The following is an 18698-nucleotide window of genomic DNA, read 5'->3' on the forward strand; positions in this document are numbered from 1 at the left end:
TCTACGTCATGTATTCATTCACTAGCATCCTGAGCAATTGCTGGTAATCCTGAGTCATCTCCGTGACTTTTTCTGCGCGGAGGCAATCTGGGTCGAATGCACACACGATATCAATCACGTCTTTTCCTTCCTTGATCCAGAAAGTAAGCTCATGTTCAAGGTGTGTGAATGATGCATCTGTAAACTCATTGACACTGCCGAAGAATGGAATAATGGTTCCGTCGTTGCGATCCGTCCGCAATTTTTTTAGCCACAACGAGGCTTCTCCCGTCATTTTCTCGATGAACTGTCGCTTCTGCTGCACCTGCTTGAATAGATCGAAGAAGGTATTGACCTCTGACATGTTCACCCGGAATGGATAGGCATTCATCTGCAGCTCCTTGGCGACAGCCACTTCCATATAAAGATCCTGCTGTCCCGTCAATTCAGCCATGAGGTATAGATACATCGAAAGCAGAACGTCTCTAACCTCAACAGCCTCCATTTGACTTACCTGCTGCACATTCTCAAACAGATCATCCGTAAGTGAGAATTGGACCCAGTTTGTGTCCGAATTCGCTTCTCCACTAGCCCAATACTGAGACGGCAACTCGATCAGCGAGACACGATCCAACTCCTTCAACCAATAAGTGGTCGTATCGGTTTCCTCTTGTTCATCTGCTACATCTAAAGCGGTGTTCTTCAAAAAGTTGGTTAGGCCAAACAGCGTAGGATGGGCGAACAAATCGGCAATTCGAACCCGTCCAGGGTAAAGCTGTTCAAGCTTGGCATGAACTTGCACCAGTAAAAGCGAATTACCGCCTATGTGGAAGAAGTTATCCTGCATACCGACCGTTTCACGCTTAAGCACTTCCCGCCAAATGTCAGCCATCTGTTCTTCCAGTCTGGTAGCAGGAGCTTGATATTCGGTGTGCTTGTCTTGAAGGGCATCAGGCTCTGGCAATGATTTGCGATCCAGTTTTCCGTTTGGTGTCAGCGGCCACACACTCATATGCGTATAGAAATGTGGAATCATGTAATCGGGTAAACTTTTGCTCAGCATAGCTCGCAATTCATCGCTGTCCAACGTTCGAGTTGCCATATAGTAAGCAGCCAGGTAAGGATCGCTAGCGGTATCTCGCACACTGACTACCGCTTCCGTAATATCCGGATGCTGGCAAAGGGCACTTTCAATCTCACCTAATTCGATGCGATAACCGCGTACTTTGCACTGAAAATCGGATCGTCCCACATATTCAATACGTCCATCCGGCAGCCATCTCGCGAGATCACCTGTTTTGTACATGCGTTGACCAGGTTTAAACGGATGAGGGATATAGCGCTCAGCCGTCAGTGTTGGCTGACCGAAGTAGCCTCTCGTTACCCCATCCCCTGCAATGTAAAGATCGCCAGTGATCTTCATCGGCTGCACTTGCAGATGCTCATCGAGGATGTAGACTTGTGTATTGGGCAAAGGTGCACCAATCGTTACTTCCCCTACGTCGGTCAAGTCCTGCACCGTAGACCAAATCGTTGTTTCCGTCGGACCGTACAGATTGTAAAGTCTCGCCTTCGTCTGTGTGCGAAGCCGTTGGAACAAAGTCGCCGAAAGGGCTTCTCCTCCAAGCAGGATCGCTTTCAGGCAGTCAAGTGCGTGCAAGTTGCTCTTCTCTTCCAGCATGAGCTGTAAACGGGATGGAGTCAGTTGAAGGAAAGTGATTTCTTCCTGCAAAATCAACTCCTTGAGCACTTGCGGGTCTGCTTGTTGTTCTTCCGTTGCAATGACTACGGTCATCCCTTTCGCCAGCGGTACAATCGTTTCAAGCAGAAAAATATCAAACGAAATCGTTGTCACAGCCAGCATTTTGTCTGCGCTGGCAAAATCGATGTGTTCCCCGATCCCCGAGCAGAAGTTCATCAAATTGCCGTGCTCAACCATAACGCCTTTAGGCTTGCCTGTAGAACCCGATGTGTAAATGACATAGGCGAGATCGCCAGGTGTAGCCTGTAGCGGAAGATTGGAATCGTCTTCCCTCTCCAACCGAGAATCATTTACGTCCACTCGGACAACACTTCCCCACTGCTTCTCTGCCAGAGAATCGTGGGTTAAAACGAGACGAGTCATGCTATTTTCCAAAACGTAGGAGATACGTTCTTCTGGATATTGCGGATCAATCGGAACAAACGCAGCCCCTGCTTTCAAGATCGCCAAGAGTCCGACCATCATTTCCACAGAGCGATTCGTCAAAAGGCCCACGCAAGTATCAGCAGTGACGCCGTGTTGCTTGATCAAACGAGCTACTTGGTTTGCCCGCTGATTTAATTCCGCATAAGTGACTTTCCCATCTCCGCATGTGACAGCTAACGCGTTCGGCTGTGTTGCCGCTACTTCTTCAAAGAGCTGGACGACTGTTTTTTCACGAGAGTATTCCAAACTCGTGTCATTCCACTGCTCTATCAGAAGTAAGCGTTCTTCTGCTGCCAGCATGGACATCTTGCCGATCAACTGTTCAGGATCTTCCACCATCTGCTCCAGAATCTTCTGGAAGTGTGTGGACATCGACGCGATCGTCTCTTTGCTAAACAGTTTGTTGCTGTATTCGATATCGACAATCAGGCGCTGTTCTCGCTCAATGATGTCAAAGGTCAGATCAAACTGCGCAGAGCGCTGTTCAAATGGATAAGGAGAGAGCGTCAACCCATTTGCACTCATGCTTCCCTTCGCATCGCCGGTATTTTGCAGAATGAACATCACATCAAACAATGGGTTGCGCGCCGTATCCTTTGGCAACGTCAGACGATCCACCAGCATTTCGAACGAATAGTCGGCATGAGAGAGCGCCGCTAGTGCCCGTTCTTTTACTTCCTGAAGGAAATCTGTCACGGTTCGATCGCTTCGCGGGAAGTTTCTCATCGCCAGTGTGTTCAGAAAGACACCAACGATGTTTTCCAGGTCTGCATGATGACGGCCAGCCACTGGCGATCCAATGATAATGTCTTCTTCGCCAGCGTATTTCGACATCATAATGGTGAGCGCTCCCAGTAGTGTCATGTACAAGGTTGAACCATTGTTTTTTGCCAGTGCCAGTATCTTCTCTGTCATCACTTGAGGAATCTCAAAGGTCAGGACATCCCCCTCAAAGCTCTGGACGGACGGTCGAGGGTGGTCCGTAGGCAGGTTAAGCACAGGAAGTTCTCCATCCAGCTCTTTTAACCAGAATTTCTCCTGAGCGGCCAATACCCCATTACCCAGCTGCTCTGTTTGCCACACGCTGTAGTCTTTATATTGAATCCGCAGCTCTGGCAACTCGAGTCCTTGATACAATTGGAAGAACTCGCGGATCAAAATGTTGATGGACACACCATCGGAAATAATGTGATGCATGTCGAACAGCAACAAGTGTTTGTTGACATCCATGCGAATGAGCATACCGCGTACAAGCGGCGCTTTTGACAAGTCGAATGGTTGAATAAATTGTTCGACCGTTCTCTTGGCCTCGTTCTCGTCGACTTCACTATACGTCAACGTAAAATCTACGCTCGGTTGAACCGTTTGCATCAAAACTCCATCCACGATGGAAAACGAGGTGCGCAGCGACTCATGACGCTGCACCAGCGAGACAAATGCATGTTCGAAGGCCATTCTGTCCAGCTCGCCTTCAAGCATCATGACTGTAGGGATGTTGTAGGCAACTGCCCCTTCCTGCATTTGTTCCAATACATAAATTCTCTGCTGAGACGATGTGGCGGGATAAGCTTCCCGATACTCTGCTACAGGAATCGCTGACACAGCTGTTTCTTCATTCGGAGCCAGTAACACAGCCAATTGACGGATTGTCGGAGTCTGAAACAGGTCGGTGATTGTCATCTCTTTTTGCAACTGCTTGGTGACACGGGAAACGATACCGATTGCCAAAAGCGAATCGCCACCCAGCCTGAAGAAGTCGTCGTCAATGCTCAATTCGGAGTAACCCAGCACATCGGACCAAATCTGACCCAAGTCTTGCTCCAACACCGTGTACTGATCGCCTTCCTCCCTGCCAGACAAAACAACACGGTTTTGTATGGTAACTGCGGATGGTACTTCGCGTTCCTTATGAGATTTCACGCTTGCAAAGATCGTGTCTCCGAGCTTTACTTTCAGCGACGGTGCCCATTCCTTCAACACTTGCAAATCAAATTGTCCAATGATCAAATGCTCAGTTTGGCAAGACAGCGAAGCATCAAAGGCCTGTATCGCCCCATCCATTGGCATGTAACCGATAAAACCAGGACCTGTTATGCCTTCAAACGCATACCAGTTCAAAGCGATCGTTGGTTTTCCCGTTCGATTGCGAGCTGCACTATAGGCATCCAGGAAGCAGTTGGACGAGACATAGTCACTGCCAGTCGCTCCACCCCAAATCGAAGCAAGTGATGAGAAGATCACAAAGAAATCCAGATGCTCCGGTTCAGCTATTTGATCGAGGATGACTGTGCCCGCCATCTTCGCTTTCAAACCATTTTGAAAATGGGAAAACGACTTCGTCTGAATCGTCTCGAAGGTGATATGCGCCGCGGATTGGATAATACCGTTGATCGGTCCGTAGCGGGCGCGGACTTGCTCGGAAATATCCTCCATCTGCTGACGGTCGGACACGTCGGCTGCGTAGCAGACTACCTGCGCTCCCATTTCCTCTAGCTCAATCAGTTCTCTCAACTTTCGTGCCTCAGCAGCACTGCAGTCTGGATGCTGTAAACGCTCCTGCCACTCGTGGTTAGGTGGAAGTGGAGAACGATTAATCAGCACGAGCGTCACATTTTTTTGAGCGGCTAGATGCTTACTAAATGCCAGTCCCAGTTTTCCGGTACCTCCGGCGATCAAGTAAACGCCATTTTCACGTATCTCTACAGGCCGTTTTGGAATTTGATCGATATCGCAGCGATTCATTTCTGGTACGATGCGATTTCCTCTATAGGCCACCAAAGTGTCATCCCGATTGCAACGAATTTCCGCTAGAAGCTGACCAGCCAACTGCGATGTTGAACACCCTTCTGTTGCGAGATCCAGGCTAAAGCATTGCAGTTTTGGATTTTCCTGCGAGATAACCTTGGCAAGACCGAACAAGGGAGCTTTTTCTGGAAAAACAGGGCCGTTGTCATCTACTGCTTGTGCGTAGTTCGAAACGATCCGTAAATCTAGCACCTGCTTCAGATCCAGCTCAAGCAACGCTTGTGTTAAATGGAACAAACTGTAAACGCCAAGATGTTGCGCTGACTCCAGAGCTTCAAGCTCTCCGAGACCATTTGGCTGTTGGACGCCCGAGGTCAAGCTCCATAGGTGGATAATCCCAGTCAGCTTTTCCTTTTTGTCCCCGAGTCTCTCGAACACACGCCGCAGATCTTCTGGCTGGCTGGGGTCTAGGATAAACTCGTGGGAAGAAACGGAGGCAAAAGCCTCACCGCTGCGAAGTTTGAACACTTCATGTCCTTCCGATGCCATCGCGTCAGCAAGAGTTTCTCCTACACTGCCTTCATCTTGAAACACTAACCAGATCCCTGGACGTTGGGACTGATGATTGGTTGTTAGCTCTTTCGTTTGCCAATTGATCTGGTAGAGCCACTCTCGATACTCTTGTGGCGTATACGCTGAGTGCCCGACCAATAACGCTGAATCAGACAGATCAAGCAGCGCTGTTGACGACGGATACATGGCAACCGATTGATAGTTCGTATCCCGAAGAGCCTTTTCCCAGCGTGAGGCATCCATCAGTCTGGATTGGTGTCGCAGATCGGTGTCTTCGTACTGCCACCAGTCTGCGGCAAGCCCCCCGATCACATTTGCCGTTGAACGATTTTTCACGAGCTCAATCGCAAACAGCACGCCCTGCTCTGCAAGCAACTGATGCAAAATCGATAAGGATGCCCGAACATCCTTCGTCCTGTGTATAGCATGATTAGCGATAATCACATCGTATGCGTGTAGATCGAATCCTTGTTCGGCTGGGGCCTTCTCCATGTTGAACAGGCGGAACTCCACAAATGGATACACTTCTTTGCACTCTTTTTCTGTCTCATCGAGAGTCCCTTGGACACTATCCGTAAACAGATAAGTGACTGCTTGATTTTCAATCTTCGGCAGCAAGAGGCGTGCAAGACTGCTTGAACCGCCTCCAACCTCCAGAATACGGACAGGACGGCTATACGAATGGATGTATTGGGCAATTGTTTCCACTGCCATAAGTCCAGAAGGGTTTTCAAGAGTAATGCGATCCGCATACAGCTTGAAAAAGTCAGAAGTATCGTCCGACATAAGTACGGTCTGCCCTGTCATGATGGTTGAGTAATGGGCAAAACACGTTTTTAACTGGGTGAACGTCTCACGCTCATTCGGATAACGATCTAGACAATCCTGATAAAACGTTTCCGCATCGAGACCCTCTGCTTGAGCAGCAAGTCGATATGTTCCTGCAACTTGTTCAACAAGGGACGCTTGAACGACGAGCCCAAGCATGAGTTGGAAGAGATGTTCATTCCTTCCATCAAACCTTACAGCTTCACTCAATTCTTCCAGCGTATACGTTTGACTCTGCTTGTGGAAAACGCCCAGTTGATTGAAGCATTCAAGCGATGACAAGCCGGAATAAAAAGTCTCATCCTCTTCCAAGCCTGTTTGCTTTTGGACATTCACCTGATTCAGTAAAGTTTCCCCAAACGTAAAGAAGGTGGAAGCAATTTTATGAACATCAGCAGTTGCGTTCTCATGTGCCGCCTCAGTTGCTACAGCAGCGGACTGCTCAATTGTTTCGCTTACAGATTGATCCGATTGCACCCAGTGGCGGGTTTTGGCAAAAGAATAGGTTGGCAAAGGTACTTTTTTCCATTTAACTGGACGGTAGAATTCATTCCAATTAATTGGCACCCCTCGCACGTACTGTTTCGCCATGTCTACTGGGTCAGAGCTGTCTAATTGCATGCTGATCGGCAATGAACTTTCACCACGGGAATTCAATACCCCGTAGAACACCTGGTTCCCATCAACAAGCGGAGCACCGTCCTCCATCCGTTTTCCCGCGCACAGGCCATGGATCTTCTGCAAAAGGTCCTCTTTGCTGTTGATGATAAAGGCAAGGCGATACCGATAGTGTCCGCGCCCAGTATTGGCAGTAGCGCACATATCAAGAAGGGAATGCTCAGAAGGCGCTGATAAAAATGCTTGGTATTTCTCGAGCAAATCCCATAGTGACTCACTTGTCTTGGCAGATAACGTAAATAGGTAATTGCCAGATTCTGAAACGGCTGTCGCCTCGCGCTTAGGAGGCTCTTCCAAGATGACGTGGGCGTTTGTCCCGCTCAGGCCGAATGCACTTACGCCGGCTCTCCTCACAGGTTGGTCAGCCTCTACATCCCAAGCCTTTAGCACATCATTTATATAAACAGGCGAATCTATAAAAGGAATTAAGGTATTCGGACGTTTTACATGTAGCGTCGGCGGAATCTGACGATGCTTCATCATCAAAGCCGTCTTAATGATCCCAGCTACACCGGATGCCGCTATCGTGTGCCCGATATTGCTTTTGACTGAGCCTATTGCGCAAAATTGCTTACGTTTTGAAACTTTCTGAAAGGCATGCATGATCCCCTCAATCTCAACAGGATCGCCTAATCTTGTCCCGGTCCCATGTGCCTCAATGTAGGAGATGCTCTCCGGATTGATTCGCGCCCGCTCCCACGTTGTTCGCAACAAAGCAGACTGGGAAATCGCATTGGGCGCTGTAATACTGGTAGAACGGCCATCACAATTGACCGCTGTGCTTTTAATCACGGCATGGATATAGTCGTTGTCCTTGACTGCTTGATCGTATGACTTCAAAAGAACAGCGCCAAGACCTTCTCCCCATACTGTTCCATCAGCAAAGTCATCAAATGCTTTGGTTTTACGTTCTACAGAAACGATGCCAAAGTCAGTATCTTGTTGAATCGGAAACAGGGAAAGGTTCACTCCACCTACGAGAGCCATTCGACAATCGTTATTTCCAATGGCCTGACATGCTTGGTGCAGAGCGACCAAGGAGGAAGAGCAAGATGTATTAATCAGTTGGCTCGGACCTGACAGATTCAGCAAATAGGAAATTCGTGAAGCAATAATTGCTGCAACGTTGCCAGCCAGCGAGGACGAATCAACGTTTTTCAGCACACGCTGGTATTGTGATTCATTGTCACAATATCCCAGAAATACGCCTGTAGGAGAACCGCTGATCATCTTCTCGCTATACCCGGCATGTTCAAATGTTTCCCATGCCAACTCGAGAAACATCCGCTGATAAGGATCCATGGTTCGAGCCTCTGCAGGTGATATCTCGAAAAACGCATGATCAAATAAATCCACGTGATCGAGATAACCCATCCGCTCATACGTAAAATCTGTGTCGTTAAAAAATTCTCTCGCTACCCTCTCGACATCTGGACGCCTTGCAGCAGGGATATCACTGATTGAATCGTGCCCTTGTTGCAAATTGTTCCAGTATTCTTCGAGGCTGCTGGCTCCGGGAAAACGACAAGCCATACCGATGATCGCGATATCTTGGCGAGTGTTTACGTTGGCAGAGGACAGTTCTTTCAGCAAAGGAAGTGCTTCCTTCTCTTGCAGTCGATGAGCAGCCACTTGCTGCAAGATGTATTTTTTTAGCAAACTCATCCTATTTCCCCTTCCTTTTGTCGATCAGTTCGGCACCCTTGTCTACGGAGAGAACTCCCTCCTTGACCTCCCTCAGCAATTCCAAAAGGGATTCATCATCATCGCCTTGATCTTCCATTGATGCAAACTGATCCTGTTTTCTTTGTTCGAGAAAATCCACAAACATAGCAATCGTATAGTAGGAAAACAAATGTGCGACGCTAATCTCGCTATCCACTTGTTTTACAATTTGCGCATGCATTTTGAGCAACAGCAGGGAATTCCCTCCCAGCTGGAAAAAGCTGTCGTGTACCCCCACTTTTTCGATTCCCAAGATTTCTTTCCAGATGGTAACCAGCTGTTCTTCGTTCTCATTTCGTGGGGCTACATAGTCAGCATCGGACGCCTGTTGTTCATCCACTTCAGGCAGTAGCTTGCGATTGATCTTGCCCCCTGCTGTCAACGGCATTTTTTCAATGCTGACAAAAAAGGAAGGAATCATGTGATCGGGAAGCCGTTCGCTGAGATAACCACGCAAGTCACTTGCGGTCAATTCCTGAGCATTCGGTACGTAGTAAGCGCACAATCGAGCCTTCTCTTCTTGAAATAGCACGGCACACTCTTTTACTAGCGGGTGGGACAATAGAACCTCATCAATCTCGCCAAGCTCAATTCGGTGCCCGCGTACTTTTACTTGATGATCGATGCGACCGCAGAACTTGATATTGCCATTCGGCAGATATCGCCCAAGGTCGCCTGTCCGGTAAAGCTTTTGATAACCAATTTCCGGATAAGGGTTGTCAACGAAGCTGGCTGCTGTTTTCTCAGGATCGTGCAAGTAACCGTGTCCCAAGCACAAGCCTGTTATATAAATCTCCCCTTGATGCCCCGCCGGAACTAGTTTGCGATTTGAATCCAGCAGCAGAATTTTCGTATTGGCTATCGGCTTTCCGATCGGTATCGGTCCCTGATGGGTATGGTCGATCTCAAAGTAGATGACACCAATAGACGTCTCCGTCGGACCGTACAGATTCGTAATACGAACGTGGGGAAACCGCTGAAGAAACAGATGCACGGTGTGAGCCGTAATTTCCTCTCCCCCCAAGATCAGGTGGCGAATCGAAGAAAGTGAATCGTGTATGTCCTGCCGTGTTTCCATTTGATCCACCAGCAGGTTGAAGACCGACGGCACAAAGTCCGTAATCGTAATCTGATAGGTTGAAATGGCGTGCAACACTTGATCGAGCGTCATCTCAAATTCAGGAATCGGCAATACTGTACGACCACCGTGCAAGAGCGGCCAGAAAAGTTGCCAGACCGAACTGTCGTAGTGATGGGGAGTCGTCTGGAAAATGGCGTCCTGTTCCGTACAACCGTAGTGTTCATCCATCCAGCGAAACCGATTGAAAATACCGATATGAGGAACGACAGCACCTTTTGGTTTGCCGGTGGAACCAGATGTATAGATCACATAAATCGGGTCGTCCACATCGACCTGGACATGTAAGTCCCCTTCTTCCCGGATTTCATCCGCATCGACGATTACAGCACGTGTCAATTGTACGAATGATGGTTCCTGACGTATTTCTGGTCCGATCAGCGTCACCGGACAATCCAATTCATCCAGTAGCTGCTTTTTCCGTTCGTTCGGACTCTGCACGTCTAGCGGGACAAATGCCGCACCTGTTTTCATCACGGCTAGCAGGGAAATGACCAAATTCAAGCTACGATTCATCAAGACCGGAACATAGCTTCCTTTTCCAATGCCGCTGTCCTTCAACATGTGTGCTAGGCAATTCGCTTTCCCATTAAGTTGAGCATAGGTAAGGGTTTTGTTGCCAAACACAGCTGCTGTTAGGTGAGGAGTACGCGCTGCCTGTTCTTCAATCAGTTGATGAATCGGCTTTGGAGCAGAATGAGGAACATCTGTTTGATTGCGGGTATACAAAAGATCAGTCCGCTCTGCTTCTGTCACCATATCGATTGTGCGAACCAACCGCTTGGGATCGGCGACCACTTCACGAAGAATTTGTAGATAATGGCTGATCATGCGTTCGATGACAGCCTCTTGGGACTGCTCGCCCGCATACCGTACGCGACCTGTGATTCCATCTTCTGTTTGCTTCAATGCAAACACCACTTGCAGGGACAGGCCTTCCAAAGCAGCAATATCTTGCATGTTTTCTAGTACGAAAGCAGTATCTGTCAGTGTCATCAGATCGGTGTCGGATAGATCAAGCCATTGCATCATTTGCGAAAACGGATAGTTCTGATGCTCAATTGCCTCTTTGACCAGCTGCTTACCCTCTTTCGCCACTTCTGCAAAAGTAGCTTCTTGATGCATCCGTACACGCAGCGGCAGTACCCGATTCCAAGCATTAGGGGGAAGCGGATTCTGAAAGACGGGCGTGAGAATGATCATGTCGTCTGTCTGCTTATACCGATTCAGCATGATTTGAAACGTCGACAGAAGGAACAGGTAGAGCTTCATCGGATGATGATCGCAATGGGACGCAACGGCAGCGTTCAAATCATCTGGAAATACAAAAGATATTTCTTTTGTCTCCTCCCCATCGCCCTCCTTCTCCGTCCCTTCGGCTGGAAGGAGGGAGAGCGTCCACTCCCCCTGTAGCTTCTCGCGCCAGTAGTGCTCCTCCCGGCTAAATTTTCGACTGGTTAGCAGAATGTTTTGCGAAATAGTAGTCTCCATATGCCCTCCCCCTCTTACTCACCGCTTGCTCTAAAATTCAAAATCCCAATCGACGCCCTGTGCTTGAATAAGGGCTACCTCACGGGTCAATTCAAAGTCATGCAGGAGGCGCTCGGGATCTTCCATCACCTGCTGCAACAAGCTTTTGAAGTCATTCACAAACTGTTCCATCGTTTCTCTTCCAAACAGGTCACTGCGGTAATCCAGCTTACATGTAAGTCTGTCAAAAACAGGATAAGCCGACAGATGAAGGTCAAGCTTAGCCGTGTTGTTTTGCAGTGGATAGTTTTTGACGATCATGTCTTCAAGCTCCAGCTCCCCTTCCGGATTGTCCATGTTTTGCAGGACGAAGATCGTATCAAAAAGGGGCTGACGACCTGTATTTGGCTCAAGACCAAGAGTCTGGACAAATAGATCAATCGGGTAATCCGCTTGTTCAAAAGAGGCTAGCGTATGCTCACGGACCTCCGCAAGAAACTCGCGATACGTTTTCTCGCCTTTTGGATAATTGCGTAGGGGAATGGTGTTGATAAACATTCCGATTACTTCATCAAACTCTGCAAATTTACGCCCAGCTACTGGAGTTCCGACAACAACATCCTCTTGGCCGCTGTATTTGGCAAGCAACATGTTGTAAACCGACAACAGCACCATGTAAAGTGTCGCATGTTCCTGTGCTGCCAGGTCCTGCAACCGCTGCTTCTCCTCTGCCGATATCTCGAACTCAATCGTCTCACCAGGAAACGTAATAGATTCTGGCCTTTCGTAATCAGTCGGAATCGATAGAAGTGGAGCTGGGCTGGTAAACAAGTCTGCCCAATAGTCAGCTTGAAGCTCCCCTGACTCGAGTGCAGATTCTTGCCAAACAGCAAACTCTTTTTGCTGAACTTCCAATGCAGGAAGCGTCACGCCTGCATAGAGTCGAACAAAGTCCTCTACAAGAATGTCCATAGATACACCGTCTGAAACGATATGGTGCATGTCGAACAACAAGAGATGCTTTTCCGGTGCAATCCTGATTAGCCCTGCACGCAGCAAGGGCGCTTGACGCAAGTCGAATGGCCGTACAAACGTTGCCAGGTTGGCCTCCAACTGCTCTGCACTTGCTTCGCTCACTTCCAGACGGAAGACTAGCGAATCATGTACAATTTGAACCACTTGCCCATCTATATAATCAAACGAGGTACGAAGAGATTCATGGCGGTCAATCAATCCTTGAAAAGCATGTTCTACCTTCTCACGGCTCAAATCACCCTCGATGAAGCGAGCAGCCGTAATGTGAAGACTTGTGTCAGCAGGATTCAACTGCTGAAGAATAAAGAACTTACGCTGGGCAGCCGTAACAGGATAGTACGATCTGGCTTCGACCGGGAATCGTCTTTTCATAATCGTCTTGTCTGCTCCATCAATCACTTTGCCAAGATCCTGAATAGTTGGGTGATTAAACATGGTTCGCAGTGGAAGCTGTACGCCAAACTGCTGTGCAACCTGCGTAGCCACGGCGTTGATTTTTAACGAGTGCCCGCCTAGAGCGAAGAAATTGTCCCGAGCGCTGATTGTTTTTGGATCGAGCTGTAGCACATGCGCCCAGATGTGGGTGAGAGCTTTTTCCGTCTCGGTTGTAGCTGACACAAAAATAGATGTGTCTATCCGATCCTGTATGCCAGGCATCGGTAGAGCGCCTCTGTCCACTTTTCCGTTAGGGGTAAGTGGCAATACATTTTGTTTTACATAGTGCATCGGCACCATGTATTCCGGAAGCACCGTAAACAGATAATCACGCACATCTCGGACGGAAAATTCCTCCAGGGGAACGACATAGGCACATAAGTACTTTGCACCCGTGTCCTCTGAAAGTGCTAATACCACTGCATCCTTGACCGCAGGATGTCTGCGCATAACCTGTTCAATCTCACTCAATTCGATTCGGTAACCCCGAATCTTGACTTGATTGTCCATTCTCCCGAAGTACTCAATATATCCGTCCTCCGTGATCCGGCCTACATCACCCGTTCGGTAGAGGACATGATAGTCAGGGTCTTCTACCCAACTGGCATACGGATTTGCTAGAAAAACTTTTTGCGTCCGTTCCTCATCTTTGTAGTAGCCGTATCCAACCCCCGGACCGGCCACACCTATTTCACCTTTTACGCCACGCGGGCAGATACACTGATTTTGATCAAGTATGTAAATATGAGTGTTCTGGATCGGTATGCCGATGGGAACCACAATCTGCTGATCGCTTGGCATTTCCCTGATAATGTGGTGGGTAATATCATCGGATGCTTCCGTTGGCCCGTACATATTCACCAATGGAATTTCCGAATAGCAGGCAAACCAGCGCCGTACCAGAGGAGCAGGCAACTCCTCTCCTGTCACTGCCATCCACCGCAGATCAGGGAAGCTACGTTCGGAGTCGGACCATTCTTGAACGAGATCGAGCAGCACAGAGAGCAGAGATGGTACCACTTCCGCTACGGTGACGCGGTTGGAACGCAGTACGTTATGAAGGGCCTGCGTATCCATTACCGTCTCTGTATCGACCACTTGCACAGAGCCACCCACCAGCAAAACAGCCAGATATTGCCAAACAGAAATATCGAAGCAAAGGGAAGCCGTTTGTGCGACAAGATCATCCTCGCAGAGGGATAGATCGTTGATTTTAGCGAAAATGTGGTTAATCATTCCACGATGGTGCACCATAACGCCTTTCGGTTGTCCGGTCGTGCCCGAAGTGAAGATGATGTAAGCCAAGTCTGTTCCCGCACTCTCCCGATCGATGTCCTCTCCCGAAAGTGACTCTACTGATTCGTCGGATTGACCAAAGACATAGAGATACTTCAGCTCAGGTGAGGATGCTTGAATCGACTCCAGTCCATCTAGCAAGTCGGGCTGAGTTATCAACCCTGCAATCTCGCTCTTCTGCACAATGTACAAGATCCGATGCTGCGGATAGTCTGGGTCAATCGGTATGTAGGCTCCCCCCGCTTTGAACACCGCGAGTATCGCAACAAGCGTATCCACGTTGCGCTTCATATAGATACCGATTTTCGTGCCAGGTCGTAATCCTTGCTGGATAAAATGGCGCGCGAGTCGATTGGATCGCTCGTTTAATTCCTGATAGGTTAAGGTTGTTTTTCCGTCTGTCACCGCTTTGCGATGAGGAGTCTTTTTTACTTGCTCCTCAAAGAGGCGATCAAAGCTCTGATCGCGCGGAAAATCAACCCGGTTGTCGTTGAATGAAAGAACTAACTCCCGAACCTCTTCCTCAGATAAGCACGCTATCTCAGCGATCTTCTGATTCGGTTGCGTTACGATAACCTGATAGATACGGACTAAATGCTCCATCATCCGTTCCATCATAGGTAGTTGGTATCTTTGCCCCACGTAACGCACGAGTAATTCGAGCGAGTTTCCCTTTTTAGAAAAGAGGAATTGCAACTCGCTCGAAACCTGTTCCAGGCTGTCCTGATCATGAAGGACGTCCAATAAGCAAGTCGCCTCAAAAAACGGTGTGCTGTTCCCCTGCTGCGGTACTTGCAGTTCCTCGATCAACCGCAAGATTGGGTAGTTCTGATGTTCCACAGCGACCTTTAAGATCTGCCGAACTTCTTGTAGCAGCTCCTTGATGCTCCATTCCGGGAGTACCTGATGACGCAAGGGCAGTACCTTGTTCAAAAACTCACCCGGCTCTGTTTGACGAAAGATAGCCGTTCCAACGCATATGTCCTGATGTCCCGTATATTTGGACAACAAGATGCCAAATCCACTCAGCAAAGCCATGAACAAACGCTGATCCGAGCCATTGCTCAAATGAATCAGTGCCTTGCTCAGCTCGTCCGGAAACACGATAGTCAGCTCACGAAGTTCAGACTGACGCTGAAACGAGGCCCGAGAGTCTGTTGGAAGGTCGAGTGAATGAAACTCTCGAGAGAGATTCTCCATCCAATAGTCTTTTTCGCGATCAAACTGCCCACTGGCCAGCAAGATGTTTTGTGCAGTTATCGTTGTCAAGCCAATCCCTCTTTTCTGTCCGTCATGTATTTCTTAAAAAGCAAAGTCATCGTCGTCCACTTGTCCCTGTGCTACTTGTACTACTCCATGACCGATCTGAAGTTGTCCGATGGTTCGGTTCGGGTGGGCTACCATTTGCTCCAGAAGAATGACAAAGTCTTGAGCCATCTTCTCGATTGTTCTTCTGTGATACAAGTTCGTGTTATATTGCCAGTGCATGCATATGTGATCCTCAGCCTTAACCACTTCCAAAGCCAAATCGAGCATGGCGGCTTTGCGTCTGAACTCGTACGGAGCAAACTCGATTTGATCGAGATGAACCTTTTGCTGCTCTGCTGCATGATGCAGGGTCAGCATGGCGTCAAACAACGGGTTCCTTGCTGGATCGCGAGACAATTGAATCTGGCTTACGAGTTGATCGAATGGATAGTCTCCATGCTCAAAACCGCTTAACACGTTTTGGCGTACCTGCCCGATATACTCTTGGACGGTCAATTCTTTCTTCGGCCTGTTTCGCAAGGCCAAGGTGTTAACAAACATTCCGACAACAGGGGCAAACTCCGCACGTTGTCTACCATCCATGTCGCAGCCGATGACGATGTCTTCCTGATTGCTGTATTTGGATAACAAAACAGAATAGACGGCCAAAAGAAGCATGTACAGCGTCGCAGAACTCTGACGGGTGAACGAGTCGAGTTTTTCCAACCACTCTCCAGACAGCTCTGTCAGCAACTCGTCTCCATCAAATGTCATGGTTTGGGGGCGAGGATAATCGGTCGGGATTGTCAACGGTTGCGGCTGCCCGGAAAATGCATCCAACCAGTAGGCTTCATGCTCAGCCCAACCAATCTCGGCAGCTTGTTCTGTTTGCCACCAAGCGAATTCCTTGGCCTGTACCGACAATTCCGGCAACACGTGTCCTTGGTAAAGGGTACAAAACTCCTCAAGCAAGATGGACTTCGATATGCCATCTGAAATGATATGGTGCATGTCGAAAATCAACAGATGCTCCTCTGATGAAACCTCAATGACACCGATACGAAGCAAAGGGGCTTGCTTTAAATCGAATGGCCGGAAAAAGCGTTCGATTGTCTTTTCCACAGCTTCCTCGTCTGCTTTCCATGTCTCGATCTGTACAAACAGGTCACTGTGTACTTTTTGTTTCACCTGACCTTCCATTAAATGAAACGAGGTGCGCAGCGCCTCATGTCGTGCGAGGAGTTGATCCGCAACGTCTTGAAGACGCCCTGAATCAAGGGAACCGTTGATCCGCATAACTCCCGGTGTATGATAGCTGGTAGCATCTTCTTCCAACTGCCACAACAGGTACAGCCGCTCTTGTGCGCGCGTGACAGGGTAATATTCCTGATCAGAGAGCAAGACGATCGGTTTTTGCTCCATCTCTTGGAGATTGCCTGTGAGCCTTGTCGCCAAACCACGAATCGTTGGCGCATCAAACAGGTCGCGCATGGAAAGCTTCACTTGAAAGTCACTTTCAATCCGGGATAAAAGCTGAATGGCCTTCAGCGAATGTCCTCCCTGTCCGACAAAATGATCAAGTACACCAGGAGATGGAATCTGTAAAACATCCGACCACAACTCAGCCAGCTTTTGTTCGATAGGATTTGCCGGAGGCACGTAATCACTACTGACGCCGGGCTTTACCGCAGGCAAAGCTTTACGATCGATCTTTCCATGCGGGGTAAGCGGCATCTCGGACAGTTCCATAAAGTAACTCGGGATCATATATCCGGGGAGCCACTCTAGCAGGTGCGTACGAAGCCCATCTGGCTGAACGCCATCCTTTTGCCCTACATAGTAGCAAGCCAGTTCGGTCATGCCCATTTGATCAGTTATAGCCAATACAGCTACCTGATTCACAGCAGGATGCTGAAGGACAGCGCGTTCCACTTCTTTCAGTTCCACACGATAGCCGCGCACTTGAACCTGATCGTCCATCCGCCCTAGATATTCAAATACGCCTGTTTCGCTGAGTAATCCTACATCTCCCGTACGGTAAAGGCGCTCGCCGGTAATGGGATGATTCGTAAAAGCTTTCTCGGTCAACTCAGGCTTACCCAAATATCCGTCGGTGATGCCAATGCCCCCGATACAAATCTCGCCCTTGACATCTGGGGGACAAATTTCCCCCGTCTGTCCAAGGATGAACATATGAGTATTGGCAATGGGAACACCAATAGGGATTCGGAGTGTTTCTTCAGCGGGCTGCTCTGTGCAAAGATAGACAGAGGCGTATATCGCTGATTCTGTCATCCCGTAAATATTGGCGATTCGCGCGATACGGAACAGACGATTCCATTCGCGAACCAGATTAGCCGTCAGTGCTTCTCCTCCATTAAAGACCCACTTCAAGTGGGGCAACGGATCTTGTTCATTACGAGAATGCACATGAGCCAGAAACACATTCATCATCGCTGGAACGAACTGGGTGACTGTAATGCGTTGCTCTTGCAGCCAGTCATACAACGCTCCCGGATCTTTCCCGTCTTCCTCTTTCAAAATAGACAGCTTTGATCCAACCATCAGCGGCCAAAACAATTCCCACACCGAGTCCGTAAAAGAAATCGAGGTTTTTTGGGCAACTACGTCTGTCTCGCTTAGCGGAAATGTCTCCTCTAGCCAAAACAACGTATTCAGGACCTGTTTGTGCGTAATCATGACGCCCTTCGGTGCACCGGTCGAACCAGATGTGTAGATGACGTAAGCAACATCATCCTCTGAACCTGCCGGGGCTATCGCCTCATCCTTTTGACCGCGAATATCGAGCGCTGTATAGACCTTGTATCCTTCGTGCTGGAAGGAAGTCTCGTCCAAACAAATGATCGTTTCGATGCTGTCAGGTAGGTCGGGTATGATCTCATCGAGATAAATAGATTCTGTTACAAGCACCTTGCAGCGACTATCCTGCAAAAGATACCGAATTCTAGCTCGGGGATAATGCGGATCAACCGGGACGTATCCCCCACCTGCTTGGAGGATTGCAAGAACTGCCGCTACCAAACGGGAGCTCCTGTCTGCGAGTATTCCTACGAGTTGCGAAGGAACTACACCCGCATCTTTTAGGATACGGGCTAGCTGGTTTGCTTCCGCGTGTAGTTCTGCGTATGTTCTTTCTCGATCCGCCTCTACCACAGCGACTCTATCAGGCGTTTTTTCCGCTTGCCGGGCGAACAGTTCAGCGATTGTTACTTTGTTGCGATACGGTTTGTCTGTCTGATTGACTCGGGTTAACAAGTTCGCTTCATCATCAGTGAGCAGGTTAAACTCGTTCAGATCCAGATCGAGCTGCATACGTCCATTCATTGCGACTCTTCCCCT

4 protein-coding genes are annotated in these 18698 nt (G+C 48.7%); all 4 read right to left on the reverse strand.

Annotated elements, in window-relative coordinates; translation table 11 throughout:
• Position 1: 1 nt before the first annotated feature.
• From edeI to edeL, 4 genes are read right to left on the reverse strand one after another with little or no spacing between them, the layout of a single operon-like run.
• Positions 2-8656, reverse strand: coding sequence for an edeine biosynthesis hybrid PKS-NRPS EdeI (edeI, locus tag HP398_RS21300; RefSeq protein ID WP_173623573.1), 8655 nt, complete (start codon positions 8654-8656; stop codon positions 2-4).
• A 1-nt stretch (position 8657) separates the two neighbouring features.
• Positions 8658-11345, reverse strand: a complete 2688-nt coding sequence (edeJ, locus tag HP398_RS21305) for an edeine non-ribosomal peptide synthetase EdeJ (RefSeq protein WP_173623574.1) — start codon at positions 11343-11345, stop codon at positions 8658-8660.
• 30 nt (positions 11346-11375) lie between these two features.
• A complete protein-coding gene (gene edeK, locus HP398_RS21310) occupies positions 11376-15359 on the reverse strand; it encodes an edeine non-ribosomal peptide synthetase EdeK (RefSeq protein ID WP_173623575.1) in 3984 nt (1327 codons plus the stop codon).
• Positions 15360-15392: 33 nt separating this feature from the next.
• Positions 15393-18683: an edeine non-ribosomal peptide synthetase EdeL gene (gene edeL, locus HP398_RS21315; protein WP_173623576.1), complete on the reverse strand. Its 3291-nt coding sequence runs from the start codon at positions 18681-18683 to the stop codon at positions 15393-15395.
• Positions 18684-18698 lie beyond the last annotated feature (15 nt).

Origin of the sequence: Brevibacillus sp. HB1.4B (assembly GCF_013284285.1) — a bacterium.
In the GTDB taxonomy this organism is placed as follows: domain Bacteria; phylum Bacillota; class Bacilli; order Brevibacillales; family Brevibacillaceae; genus Brevibacillus; species Brevibacillus porteri.

Coding starts and splice junctions, on each gene's coding strand:
- edeJ (WP_173623574.1), bottom strand. CDS start 11,345: ATGGAGACTACTATTTCGCAAAACATTCTGCTAACCAGTCGAAAATTT.
- edeI (WP_173623573.1), bottom strand. CDS start 8,656: ATGAGTTTGCTAAAAAAATACATCTTGCAGCAAGTGGCTGCTCATCGA.
- edeL (WP_173623576.1), bottom strand. CDS start 18,683: ATGAATGGACGTATGCAGCTCGATCTGGATCTGAACGAGTTTAACCTG.